Origin of the sequence: Aquimarina algicola, assembly GCF_006443095.1 — a bacterium.
In the GTDB taxonomy this organism is placed as follows: Bacteria; Bacteroidota; Bacteroidia; order Flavobacteriales; family Flavobacteriaceae; genus Aquimarina; species Aquimarina algicola.
In genome coordinates this window covers 1,303,870-1,319,241 of sequence record NZ_VFWZ01000002.1, presented here as the reverse complement: position 1 = coordinate 1,319,241, position 15,372 = coordinate 1,303,870, and the positions used below count along the sequence as shown (strand labels likewise).

The window sequence follows — 15,372 nt, the reverse complement described above, 5'->3', positions numbered from 1 at the left end:
ACTTCATTAATTTTTTTCTTTTCTTCTTTACCTTCTTCTTAATGATATTTACCTTTTATCGATATAGTGTAAAGTGTCCTGTGAACTCTCTATTATCAATATCGTTAAGTATAATCGTATACCAATAGTCTCCGGAAGGAAGCTGTTTTCCTTGATACAATCCGTCCCATCCTTGCTGGTCTCCTTTGAAATCAGCTAATAATCGGCCGTATCTATCAAATACTTTTACTTCCATATCGTCAAAGAAGAATGGGTCGTCTACATTAGGTGTTATCTGTCTTGGGTACCAGAAACGCTCTTCTGTAGAGGTATTTGGGCTATCAGGTGTAAAGTAATTTGGTATTCTAATGTTGATATACGTTAGATTTTGTACCGAAATCACCTCACATCCATTTGCATCTACAACGCGTAATACATAATCAGCAGTTTCTCTTATAGTAAAGATATTACTTTCTAATTCTGTATAATCAGACTCTTGTAGTTGATCAATTGTTATTCCTTCTCTTAGAATTGTAAAGTAGAAGGCATAATTAGGTTCTCTATCAAACTGCAATCCACCAGAAACAATGATTTGATATTCGTTTGGATCTTGAGAATTACCTGTCATTTGTGCCACTGGTATTGATAATGGAGTATATTCTGTCACTCGAATTGTACCAACACTTCTTCTACAAACATCAGCACCAGAATTAGCTTCCATAAATCCTTCATATACACCAGGCTCTACATCAAATGTTCCTGTAAGGTTAGAATTAACAGCCGGGTTTGGTGTACCTTCTCTACCTTCTAAGGTGTAAATGATACTTAGTCCTTCTGATTCTTCTCCTATATTAAAGTTAACTGTATAACTTTCTTCCTGTATTAATGCAGGGTTTAATGGATCTGAGTAGTCATACTCAGGACAATTAATTACAGCTTCTAGTTCTGCATTAAGGTTTACTCCAGGAACAATATCAACCTCTCTTGCATTTTCACAATTAGGACTATTGTTAAAGTCTCTAATAAAAATTGTTGTTACTCCAGAAGGAAGGTTATCTATAAACAGATTTGTTGGGTCTGTTACTGATTCATAGTTTACTCCGTCACGACTCCAGAAATATACAGGAAGCGAAGTTACAGGATCTGGTGTACCTCCTGTAATAGAAAGTGTAACTGTACCATCACTATCTCCCGCACACACTTCTGGTGTAATATCCTCTATAGTAACCACAATTGCAGGTGGCTCATTAATAATAATATCTACATCAATATCTGCACATCCTCTTCCGTCTTCAGAAATTAAGGTGTAAGTACCTGCTGGTAGTCCTTCAAATACATGAAGACCTGTTGTACCATTTTCTTCATCAGAGGCAGTATCAACAATTTCTCCCATACTATCAAATAATACATAAGTATATGGTCGATTAGTATTACCTCCTCTTGCTTCAACTCGAATCGTACCATCTGTTTCACCATTACAAGTAATATCAGATGCTGTAGGATCTGCCTCAAAAACAGCCATAGGTTGTGTAATTTCAAAGTCTTCAAAATCACTACAATCTGGTGCACTAGTTACTTGGTAACGATAGAACCCTGCACCTAAACCTTCAAATAAAGTTGTGTTTTGGGTAGTAGCAGGACCTGTTGGAGTACCCCCAATAGCAGTTATCGGCGTTAATGAATATACATTGCTTCCTAATCCTCCTGTAGTACTTGCATTTACAGAACCTGTCATTTCTCCAAAACAAACAATCATCGTGTTACTAGTATCTAGAGTCAAATCAAGAGGATCTGGAGGACTTACAACTACAGGAGCAGACCTTTCAGACATACAACCATCACTATCCGTTACAAAGAATTGATAGATTCCTTCAGGCAACCCTGGGAAAGATCCTGTATTATTAGTTCCAACAAACCTGTCTCTATCAGCATCTGCAATTGGCATAGTTGGAGTACTTATTACATCACGCAATGTAATATCTCTTGCTTCAAAAGTAAATGGTCCTCCAGCATCAGACGTAGCAGAAAGCGTAACATCAGAAGTTCTTACAACACATGAAGTCATAGTTACATTATCTATAGAGATCGTAACAGGATTTGGCGCCGTTATTGTTATTGGCGGTGATGTTTCTCTAGAACAACCTGCTCTATCATATACATTGATCACATAATCTCCAGGAGATAAGTTATCAAATGTAGGGCTATTTTGTCTGTCACTTTCGGTACCTAGTACTAATGGTCCTGTAGACACTACAGGCGTAATAGTGTATTGAAGTGGTGTATTTGTTCCTGTTGCAGTTACTACTATTCTACCATTGTTATTAGTAATCCCAGCAGGATCACTTGCACAAGTAACGGCTGTAGGTATTGCAGAAACAATTGTTAGATCATCTATCGGTGGACGTACCTCTATTGTTTCTGTATCTGTACAAGTTAATGTCGCAGTAGGATTCAAAGGATCTGTAAAAGTATCTGTAGCTATTACAGTATATGTTCTTGGTGTTGTTGCATCTACCGGCGCTAATCCTGTAAATCTACCATCTGTAGATGTAGCTCCTGTTTCTACAATTTGATATGTAACGTCTCCCTGGGCACCATTGGTTGTAGCAGTAAATTCTCCATCATTCAAAGCACAAGTAGTCGTTACAAAAGGAGGTAAAATTAATTCTAGTTCAACAGGACCTGTAATTACGATTGGGTCGCTATCTTCTGTACACATTGGATTACCGACTTGTGCCACTCTAATAATATAATTTCCTTGTGTAGCACCAAAAGGTAAAGTAAATGTTTGTGGATCAGTAGTCATCGTTAATGTTCCACTTGATCCTGCTATTGGACCTCCTAGACCATCTACAACCTCTACGCTAGTTACAGGATCAATAATCGTATAATTTAGCGTTCCTCCTATTGTTACAGTTGTACCATCATCGAATGTGTATCCTGATACGGTTATGCTAATTTGACCATCTGCGCCTTCGAAACAAGTTTCTGGTCTTGCCTGTACACCTGTTACTTCTAAGAAATCTACTTGATCTACTGTATGCTCAACTTCTACAAAACAGTCTGTACTCGTATCTGTAATTCTAAATCTGTACGTTCTTGTTTCATCTGCAGGATTCGGTAATGTAAACATTGCTCCAATAGTTGCATCAGCAACACCTATTTGAGATAAACTTGTACCTGTTGTCTCTGTAAAATCAAATGGTCCTATTCCTCCATCTACAGTTATGGTTACTTCTTCTCCAGTTACACAAGTAATCCCTGGTGCTGTAACGGTAACCATTTCATTATTCATTCTATCAAATACCGGAACAGTAGTACCTGTTGTTGTCTCACAATTATTACTATCTCTTATGGTAAAACTATATAATCCCGGCTCTGATGCGATGGTTTGATGTTGTATTCCCGGGGCGGGATCAGCATCTACCACTACCTCATCAACAACTGGTGCTAATGGTGCTGGTCTTGTATAGGATATCGTATAATTACCACCTGGCGCTATTGTTCCGCCTCCAATTTCTACAGTAATTACAGGAAACTGCTCACTACTATCTGCAGGATCACAACTATATGCTGATGCTGATGCTGATGCAGTAACTGCTGCCGGTTCTCCAATAGTAAAGTCTTCATCATCAAAACATACTACATCGTCTGCAGCTCCCGGACCATTTTCTACCGTAGCCCACACTCTAACCGTATATGTATCAACTCCTAAATTATTAAATGTAGGACTTGATTGTCTTGGTCTCAAGCTAGTTGGTGGAGCTATAATTTCATATTCATATGTCGCATTTGGATCCAAAGGTGATGTTAGACTAACGGTAATGCTACCATTATCTGTACCGGTACCCCCTGTTGTAGAAGGGGTCGTTGCATTACAGTTTACATTTGTTACTCCCGTACTTCCATCAATTACAGGAGTATCAGGAGCTTCAATACTTACAGGAGTCTCAAAAGGACAAATCACTGCAGGCGCCCCCATACCAGAGTCTTCTACTCTTACTCTATAGCTTCCTGCCGGAACATTAATAAATGTTCCTGAACCCGCAGGACTTTCTGTAACTCCTACAGCCGGTGCACTAGTAATATTGTCTATCAATGTATAAGTATGGTTTACTACCCCAGAACCTGGCGAAACAACTGTAGTTGTTACTACACCTAGAGGTGGAGCAGTAGTACAATCTGGTGGTGTCGTAAATTCTGCAGTAATTTCTATTCTTGGGAAAATAGTAATCGTAGCAGTATCCCTACAACCATTATTATCTTGTACAATAATATCATATGTTCCCGGAGATGGGAATGTAAATGTGTAAGGGGCTCCCGGTGGCGCTTCATCAAGCACTACAGGATTAACACCATCATCAAACCCATAAAAGATATTTCCTGCAGAATTCAAAGCTGTGGCAGAAGCCTCTATTTGCATTGTAAAATCACTTAAATCACAAGGATTAGAAACAAATCCTGGATTTACATCTATTGATGGACCTGGCGTTACATTAATATCTATTTCTAATGGTCCTGCAATACAGCCATTATCATCTCTTGTATAAATATCCCATTCTACCCGATCAGCTGGGTCTAGAGGATCTGTAGTGCCATCTCCATTCCCATCAGTAGTAAAAGATGTACTATTTACAGTAGTAGCTGTAAATGTAAAATCAATAGCCGCAGGGGTAAAACCTCTAGCACCAACAGCATATCGATATCCTTCATCCGGCGTAATACTTCCGCCAGTGGGTGTACCACCATTTGTGGTGACAGAAAAAGATACATCTGTGTCACAACTAGCAATTATCGGATCACTAGCTCTAGAATCTATCGGATCAGGAACTTCTATTTCAAAATCAAACCTTGTAGGACATCTTGTTCCATCAACTTCTTCAACATCTACATAATATAATCCTGCCGGTAAATTTGTAACGACAACAGGAATGTCGGTAGCTCCTACAGCAGCTGTACCCGTCGTATTAGTTCCTGTAGCAGGCGCTCCAGATCCAAACTGGAATACTGCCCAAGAAACTTGAGTAACCGCAGGAGAAGTTCCTAACGTACTCACATCAATTTCAAATGAGAAGGAACCATCAGCCGGTAAAGGTGTAATTGGGTCACCATCATCACAAGATATAGGTGTTGCATTTGTATTTAAAAGGGCAGGTTCTGCCGGTGGAGCTTCAGGATCAACAAATTCTACATATTGACATGAAGTACTATTATCTATAATTAGCACTCTATATCTTGTATTGAATGGTAAATTAGTAATTTGTTGATTTCTTTCTTGTGCACCTCCAGATGGTGTAGGTGTTCCTGCAAGTGGTGGACCAAATGGACCTGCAATAGAAGTAGGACCATCAAAAACTTCAATAGAGAAAGGACCAACTCCTCCTACTACTTGTACGTCTAACGTAACTAGATCAGGACAAGTAGTTGTAGTAGTTGCAAAAATCGTAAGATCATTAGGATCAGATGCTACTTCATAAGGCCCTAAACGCTCTGTACAACCATTTTCATCTTCAACAAAAATATAATATCTGCCTGCATCCAAATCATCAAAAGCAACAGTATTTGTTCTAAATGTAAACGGGTTTGGAGATGTAGTTGTTGCCGGTACCAAAGGTAATGTCGAAATATTAGATTCTTCGACAAGTGTATATGTGTATTCTAATGGTAAAGTAGGCGGAATTATTGGTGATGGGTTTCTATCACCTATTTCTATCTCTATCCTACCAGGTCGGGTAGGTGGTACCAACATATCGTTACAAGTAATAGGATCTACATCTCTTCTAATTTCTCTAATAGGACCAGGAGAAACAACTTCTACAGTTTCAGGAAATCTACATCCTCTACTATCTCTTACTACAAAATTATATGTACCTGCAGGTAAATTTGGTACTTGAATTTGATTTGATACCGTTTGTACAAAGGTGTCGGTAGTACTAGCATCATTATCATCAAAAAGAACAAAATATTCTGCCTCAGGACCAGTAACGGTAATCGTAACCGTTCCTGAATCTCCTTCACAACCTAATCTTACGTTGTCTGCAGTAATTGTAGGTGTTGTTCTATCCGTAAGTTCTCCTGTAGCTGTTGCCACACATCTAGTTCCTGTAGAACCACTTCTGTCTCTTACTGTAAAAATATAGTTACCGGCATCAGGACTATCAAATGTTATTGGTGTCGCAGTACTTGTTATTCCTAAAGCAACGTTTCCTGTTGTAGTAGTAGTTGTGTTTTCGAAAGTAATATCATAATTTGCAGTACCTCCGGCAATAGTAAGCTCAAAACGGCCATCATTACTAGCTCCCGATGTGGGGTCACAAGTAAGATCATTTACTCGTCTTGCCCTAAGGGTTAATACAGGTGCAATAGTCTCTGTTAATATAACCTCGCAACCTTCATCATCTGTTAAAGTGATTTCATATACTCCCTCTTGTGTAAATGTATTGGTTGTAATAGGAGAAGTTGGAGTCGTTGTTGCAGTCTGGACTAATGTTCCTCCTCTAGAAACCGTATACGTATATGGCGGTGCTCCTGTATTGGTAGCATCGACATTTATAATAAAACTTACTGTGCCATCATCCAAACAGAAATCAGATGTATCTGCAATAGCAGCATCAAAAGCTGTTAAAGGAGTAATGTTAAGTGGTAATGTACCTCTACATGTTCCTGTTACATCAAAAACGGTAATGGTATAATTAGGCACAGGATCTCCTGCAGGTACATTTGGTATGCTACCAATTGGTGTAGCAATATCCACCGGAGCAGCAGGGAAATCTCCTGTAGTAGGATGTGATATTTGATATGTATATCCGGGACCATTACCTCCAATGACATCTCTTATTGTTACTTCATTAAGATTAGTTGCACAATCTTGATCAATATTATCTATAGCAAATGTAATCGGATCAGGTTGTGTAATTACTACCGTTTCGGTATCTGTACATCCTGTAGAACCTGCTCCAAGACTTGCACTTGTATCTGTAATCTCTATAGTATATGTTCCTGCAATAATTGGAGTTGTCACAGAACCTGTTATCACTACCGGAGCAGTAGTACCTGTACCAGTAATATTAGTACTTCCTGGTCCTGTAATTACATAATCAAATGAGGTTACAGGATCAGCGGTACTGCTATTGTTTACAGAGAATTCAAATGCTCCATCATTACCACCATTACAAGTTACCGGATTGGTTTGTCTTTGGTTTACTATTTCTGCCACCGGAACATTAGGAGCAGTAAATGTAGTTCTTCCTCTACACTGACTATCAGTTCTTCTAGCTCTTACAGTATATGTTACTCCATTTTCAAAAGTATATGTATTTGTACTTGAAAAGCCTGTGGATCCGGTTCCTGTTGCAGGGTCTGGAAGTACATTAAATTCATATGTAGCCGTCGGTGAAGCTGATAAAGTTACTTCTGTAGTTTGTGCTGTACAATTTACACTAGTTGGAGTAACTGTTACATCATCTACTTCTAGAAGTGGCGCAATATCAAAACTCTCATTCACCATACAATCTGGTGTAGAAGGAGGAGCTGTCGGTGCTAATCGATTTCTTACATAAAGCACGTGTGTACCTTCTCCAGAAATACCTGTTATTGTAAAAGGTGTAGCCGGTGCATCAGTAAATGGTCCTGTAGGACTATCTAAGCTATATTGATAATTTCCTGAGCCACCAGTAATATCATCTATAACTATCGATGCTGTTGGAGTAGCAGAACAACTTAATGGTGTTATTGTTCCAAAATCTATATCAATCGCATCAGGAATTGTAAAACTTAATGGTGCTAACTCTTCATCACAACTAATACTATCACTAATTGTTACTACCGGAGTTGTGGTAGGATCTATATTTGCAAAAGTATATATTCCCAAACCGTCTGCTGATGTAGGTGATGTTGCAGGAGTAGCAGCAGTACCATCAATATCAAACGTAAATGGTGCTGTTCCGCTAGTAATATCCACTTCTATACTTCCTAATTCTGTAGAACACTCAGGGTCTACCGCAGTTGCAGTTGCTGCTATTCTAACTTCAGGATTGATAGTTGTATTTCCTGATGCTTCACAAGAACCACCAGAACCTGTATCTCTTACATATATGGTAAAGTTACCTGTAGTTGTAAATCTAAAGTTAAAAATATTTGGTCCTCCACTACCTACAGGAGATATAAGTGTTGCAAAAGTAGGATCAGTACTAAATTCATAGCTTCCTGAGGCTGGCGTAGAAGTAATAGATACTTGTACTATCGCGATATATTCATCAGGATCAAAAGGCCCTTCTGTTCCTGTTGGTAAAGGATTTGGCTGAAAATCAGGATTACATTGTAGAGTAGCTGTAGGAGTTACATCAATATCTAATGGCGTTCCTACATTTATGGTCTCCATATCAGTTAGAAAACAATTTGTAGATCCATCATCATCATCTGCAAATGCTTCTACAGTATACGTTCCTGGTTCTAAATCTATAAAATCTACTGTAGCATCTGTAGTACCAGAAATTGTTCTAGGTGTAAATCCTGTAGGACCTGTTATAATATATCTATAATCAGGCTGACCATCAGCTATTTCAACTCTCAAACTACCAAACCTGTTAGTACCTTCTGCACAAGCAGGTTGTGTAGGAGTCAAAGTAATTGTAGGAGTAAACTCATCAACAACTACAGAATTTAAAGGAAAAGTACATGCTCCTGCTGGTGACCCAATAAGTCTAGCATTTATGGTATAAGATCCAGGAATTGGTGCATCAAAAGTTGTAGAAGCATTAGTAAAACTTCCATCAGTAGGGAATGTAGTTCCATCAGGAAGCTCTACTTGAAATTCATAAGTGCTAATATCTGTACCTGTAACCTGTAGGCGACCCGGTGTACCACAAACAATATCTCTGATTTTATTAACTGTAGCAATAACATTATTCTGAAAAACATTGAAATGGTAGATTTCTTCACAATCTCCTGTAATATCAACTCTTATTCTATACTCTCCTGTAATATTTGGGTCTGGAGCAGAAGGATCAGGGCTAGGATTTAGGATAAATCCTGCACCTCTACCAACCTCTGTCCAAAGTGGTTCACAAGCTGAATCTGTAGTAGGACAATCTGGGTTTCTAGTAACCGCAGGACAAGCCGTAGGGTCTAAACGTTCCCAGATAATTGTAGTTGAAGCAGGATCAAAACCAGAATCTAAAGGTAATGACGTACTTGCCCCACATAAAAAGATCTCAGGAAGATCTTCTCCTGTTACCGGACAGTTTCTTATGTTTCCATTTGCATTTGGATTAGAAGTCAATCCATTTGCAATTGCAATAATAGGATTAGGGATACTAGCCCCATCTAATACTTCAAAAGTTCTTTCTAAATCTCTACAATCTGGTGATCTACCAATTACAGTATATATTCCAGCAGCAGTGGCAGTAAATGTGCGGTCTCTACTTACAATTGCTCCTGTAGAATCTCTCCATTCATAAGAAGTAAATCCTGTACCCATTTCTAAGTCGGCCTCTCCTCTACATAATACAGCACTTTCTGCATCTGATTCACAAATATCATCTCGAATCAAAGCATTAGCTGTACCTACAACATCAAATCTACACGAATCAGTTTCTAAAATACTGTCTTCTCCACTCACAGTGCTATCAGATATAACACCTGTATATGTAGAAACAGCAACATTTTCTACAAACTCTGAACATGCGTCTCTAAGATCTCCACACGTAGCAATAATATCTACTCCAAAATCAATTCTGATTTCTGGATCAAATCTTTCTACAACACTATCATCTATAGTAATTTCTAAAGTTTGTCGCCCTGTTACAGGGTCTGTAATGACATTGGTAGTAATACCAGGGCTAGCAAAAGTAACTCCTGTAAAATTAACATTTATTGGTAATTCATCTCGTATAGTTGCGTTTTCAATATCTTCATTACCAATATTCTGAATCCCCAATCTATATAATATACTATCTCCTAGGTTAACATCTCCCCCAGTAATATCTACTGTTCCACCACCATCAAACACACGTTTGGTAACTCTCATTTCTGGTTCAATAATTTCGACTTCAAAGGTGTTTACATATACCTGAAACTTATCACTTCTTGTGGTTAATCTGAAATTAACAGCGTTTTGATTGTTTCCTATAAATCTGTTCGATGAATTTGGAATATCAAATATATCAATATCATATCCCAATTGGTTATCTGAGTAACCAGGGTTTTTGGTTGTTACATAATTACCATCTACAGAGATTGAACTATCAAAAAAGTTACTTGCTTGGTTAGGAATATCGTCTGAAGGTGGTCGTACTGTACCTGTTGTAGTTAGTCTTTCGAAGATGCCCGAAGTACGTCTTTCCATCAATAAATCATCACCCCTTAAGTTTTTATCCCCTTCATATGACCCAATACCAAATCTTGCATTTACCGGTAGTGGAGCTGGTAATGTGGTAAATCCGGAATATGTATAATCTATATCCCCTGTTGACGCAGAAATCGCAGCGACTCCATTATTAGAACTTATAAATTTATTAGGCAGCGATGGGTCTTCATAAATAACTACTAGAGTCCACCCTGCAACCAAATCATTACTAGGGTGAATATCGCCAATCGAAGCTCTTTGATCAGCCACAAAATAATCCCCTTCTGGGTTTGTTTCTGCCTGTACAAGAGCCGTTACATCAGCATAACAGTGATAAGGCATATCTACAACGGCATTCTCTATATTTGGCCATGCAGGATTAATAGCTCCAGGACCCCTTGTATCTTGGGGACTCCCATTTGGATTATTTATTGATCCCGGATATCCATCATATAAAATTCGAACATCACTTTGAGGGATGGTTATGTATCCTGAAGTAGGTGTTTTAAACTTAAGGGTATTAAAAGCCGGTCTTGGATCTGGCTGTGTATTGCGAGAATAAATAGGTGTTAGATTTCCATTTAACTGATTTACATCATAATAGGTAGCCGACCAATATAAACCCGCATATAAAATACGCTCACATCCTGTTGGTAACTCTAGAAAAGAACTACTTGAACTAAATGTTGATGGATCGCCATCGATATCTACATAATCATAAGCTCTATATCCTGTACCATTTTCTTCATCACTGAATACAGGATCATTTGCATTGAGAGTGTTTCCAAATCGATCTCTTGTTGGTCCAATAATACCGTTACCAATCATTTTTAGTTCTCCTCGAACCCTAAATGTACTTCCTGGAACAACCTGAAAAGGTACTGAGGAAGGGTCTCTAATTTGAGCGGATATACTACTTATGTTACTGGCAATTACTACCAATATCATTATTGCGATTTTGATATGCATTTTGGTTTTCATGAGCCGGGGTATTTAGTGTTATTTTGGGTCATCTTCATTACAAGCTTATAACTACAATACTCTTATTCAATCTTCAAAATATATAGATCACCATTATAAGAGTTTTCTACATTAGAGAATAAACTCTGCTTTGCTTCATCAAGGTTATCAAACTTCTTTAAATAAACGTATATATAGTTGTCTTTTGGGTTCCTGAAATATTGTGGGTCTAGCCCTTGGGATTTTAATTTAGCTATTCCTCTTTCAAAATAATTTTCTCTTTTAAATACATTGGTAACTAAATAGTATCCGTTTTCTATGTTATGTCCTCCAATAAATGAGAGGCTTTCTGTTAATACAGTATCGTCTTTAACCGTATCTTTAATTAATCGTGTTTCTTGTAAAAGTTTCTTGTAAGATTCTACTCTACTTTTTGCAATATGTAGTATCCACATATCACCAAAGAATTTATTATCTACATTGCTAGTATACTTTTCTATAGCATCGTCTCGATCAGTATAGCTTTCTATCGCAACATATTGGAATTGATTTTCCGGATTCAGAATGATCTGAGAATTATCAAAACCTAAGTCTTTAAGTGTTCCTGAGAATTTCTCTGCGTATGCACCTCCTTTGAATACATTACCAATTAAGTAATATCCTTCTGGGTATCCAGGTATAAACTTAGTTGCGATCTGGGCTTCTGGTCTTGCTGTTTCAGCAAACTTTACAAATCTGTTCTTAGCACTAAGTCTTTTTGAACTAATTGGGTCTGATTCTTTTTTGGCAGCATCTGCATCATCATTCATATTAACCAATGATTCTAAAAGTTTACTAAACTCTCGTTTATCAACATTCATACTGGTAGTAAGTAATGAATCTCTTTGTGCAACGATCTTATCTGTGATTCGACTACTGTTATCTAATTCTTTCTTGATTTCGTCTAATCCTTCTTCATTAGCTGTAGAAGCAGCTTCTGCTGCCTGACGTTGGCGTTCTTCTTCTGCTAATCTTGCTGCTTCTGCCGCCTGAGCTGCTTCGGCTTCTTTCTGACTAATTGCATTGTTGATCTCAGAAATTAGACTCTGTTGATCTGCTTGCGGAAGGAAATCACTAGAATTCACAATATTCGATTGATTTCTTAACGCATCAATATCTCCAGTTGCTATAATATCTCTTGTTGTAGATTTCAACTCTTCTACTTTGCGCTGTTCTTCTGCAATTCTTGCTGCTTCAGCTGCTTGACGCTGACGCTCTGCTTCTGCAGCCTGAGCCGCTTCGGCTTCTTTCTCACTAATCGCATTGTTGATCTCTGTTAAGATACGCTCACGCTCCTCTACTGGTATAAAAGTACTAGAACGTACAAGGTCTGCTTGTCTTCTTAAAGCTTCTACATCACCATTTGCAATAGCTTCTTGCGTAGACGTTTTTATTTCTTCTGTCTTTTGTTGCTCTTCTGCAACTCTTGCTGCTTCTGCTGCTTGACGCTGACGCTCTGCTTCTGCAGCCTGAGCCGCTTCGGCTTCTTTCTGACTAATCGCATTGTTGATCTCAGAAATTAGACTCTGCTGATCTACTTGTGGAAGATAATCACTTGAACTCACAATATTCGATTGGTTTCTTAACGCATTAATATCTCCAGTCGATATAATATCTCTTGTTGTAGATTTCAACTCTTCTACTTTGCGCTGTTCTTCTGCAATTCTTGCTGCTTCAGCTTCGGCAGCCTGAGTTGCTTCGGCTTCTTTTTCGCTAATCGCATTGTTGATCTCTGTTAAGATACGCTCACGCTCCTCTACTGGTATAAAAGTACTAGAACGTACAAGATCTGCCTGACTTCTTAAGCGCTCTACATCACCATTTGCAATAGCCTCTTGTGTAGACGTCTTTACTTCTTCTGTCTTTTGTTGTTGCTCTGCTAATTGTGCGGCTTCAATTGCTGCTGCTTCCTGTTGCTTACGTTCTTCTTCTGCTAAACGTATTGCTTCAGCTTCTTGTCGTTGACGCTCTACTTCGGCAGCCTGAGTTGCTTCGGCTTCTTTCTCACTAATCGCATTGTTGATCTCTGTTAAGATACGCTCACGCTCCTCTACTGGTATAAAAGTACTAGAACGTACAAGGTCTGCCTGACTTCTTAAGCGCTCTACATCACCATTTGCAATAGCTTCTTGTGTAGACGTCTTTACTTCTTCTGTCTTTTGTTGTTGCTCTGCTAATTGTGCGGCCTCAATTGCTGCTGCTTCCTGTTGCTTACGTTCTTCTTCTGCTAAACGTATTGCCTCTACTTCTTGTCGTTGACGCTCTGCTTCTACAGCCTGAGCTGCTTCCGCTTCCTCTGTTTCTTTTTTGCTGATTGCGTCATTAATATCTGATAATAACTTTTCACGCTCTGGTGCTGCAATAAAAGTACTTGAACGCACAAGATCTGCCTGACTTCTTAAACTTTCTACACTACCATCAGCAATAGCTGCTTGTGTAGATGTTTTTACTTCTTGTGTTTTTTGTTGTTCTTCTGCAGCTTTTTGTTGCGCTTCTTCTCTTTCTAGTCTTCTAGCTGCAGCCAAACGTTCTTGTTCTTCTCTTTGTTCTGCTTCTTCTCTTTCTAAATTTCTTTGCGCTGCAAGTCGATCTTCTTCTTCTTGCTCTTTTGCTGCTTCTGCTTCTCTTGCTGCTTCTTCTTGAGCAATTCTTTCTTCTTCTGTTTTTTGTAATGTATTTTCTTGCTCTAATTGTCTTGCTGCAGCCAAACGCTCTTCTTCTGCTTTTCGCTCTGCTTCTTCTCTTTCTAATCTTCTAGCTGTCGCCAAACGTTCTTCTTCAGCTCGTCTCTCGGCATCTTCTCTATCTAAATTTCTTTGTGCTGCAAGGCGTTCTTCTTCTTCTCTTTGTTCGTTAAGTAATTTTACTTCTTCTGCCCTTTGTAACTCAAGATCTCTTAAGGCTTGTGCTTCTTTTTCTTTCGCTTCTGCAATAGATCTTTCGAGTTCACTCATTGCCTTTTGAGACTCTGTTTGAGAATCACCTCTTTGATTTTGCAATTCTCTAATAATCTTATTTTGTTCTAAGATTTCTTTCTTAAGTCTTCTAATTTCTGAGTCTCTCGCCTCATATGCTTTTTGTGAGCTTGTTTTTCTTTTACTGCTACTGCCTCTTCTTCTTCGGCTTCTAGAATCTCTTTCAAAATTAAATGCCAATCCAAATTCGTGGGTGGCACCAAAATCTGCTTCATTTGCTTCTCCTCCTATACCTGGCTCTACTGTATATCCTACTGATACTAATGGTGTGATGTTTGCGCCAATACCGATAGCTGCTCCAAAAAAGCTATTATACCCTAATTGACCCCATCCGTATTGTGGTAATTCAAAAATCACGTTTCCACCATATCGAAGTTCTTCTTCTCCTGGTTTTGTGGCATACACCATTCCTCGTATCTCGTTATCTGTTCTCCAATCTAACTCGGTTGTATACATAGCATGACCTGTAAGCACCATATTATCAGTAAATAATTCACTTGATGTAATACTGTATGCCACAAGATTACCTGCTGATACTCCTACATCAAAATTACCTACATTGAAATTAACACCCGGTTGTACTAAAAACACTGAATTATTCTGGAAATCATTAATAACCTCGTCTCCCGCATCTGCTTCATTAAGATTATTCTTTAGACCACTTTGAGAATACTGAACATTCATACCAAAAGTAAGGTTCATATCTCTATTGAGCTCTACATTGTAAGCATAGTTAAGTGTAGCACCAAAGTATCTAAAAATCCCAACATTTTGTTGAAAAAGACCTACACCTATTCCCATTCTTTCGTCTAGGGTTCCTGTATAATTAAGAACATAAGTCTGTGGATTATTATCAAAACCTGACCTTGGATTTCTGTTGTATATATTTACAGAATTTTGTTTTTCTCTTACAAAAGAAAAAGTTGGGTTGAATAAAAATCTATTATATTTTAATGAATTATGAAGTGGTATATCTGAGGGCAATATACCATTTGTATTGACAACGCTTTCTTGGCAATACGCTTGAAATATAAATGTGATGTTTATTAATATGAAAAGTATTTTTCTTACCAT

General features: G+C 38.3%; 2 protein-coding genes. Both read right to left on the bottom strand.

From position 1 onward, the window contains the following. Positions 1–55: 55 nt before the first annotated feature. Positions 56–11,305, bottom strand: a complete 11,250-nt coding sequence (locus FHK87_RS09775) for a T9SS type B sorting domain-containing protein (RefSeq protein WP_140592491.1) — start codon at positions 11,303–11,305, stop codon at positions 56–58. 62 nt (positions 11,306–11,367) lie between these two features. After that, the gene (locus tag FHK87_RS09770) at positions 11,368–15,372 is read right to left on the bottom strand and encodes a PorP/SprF family type IX secretion system membrane protein (RefSeq protein ID WP_140592490.1); all 4,005 of its coding nucleotides are present in this window, start codon (positions 15,370–15,372) and stop codon (positions 11,368–11,370) included.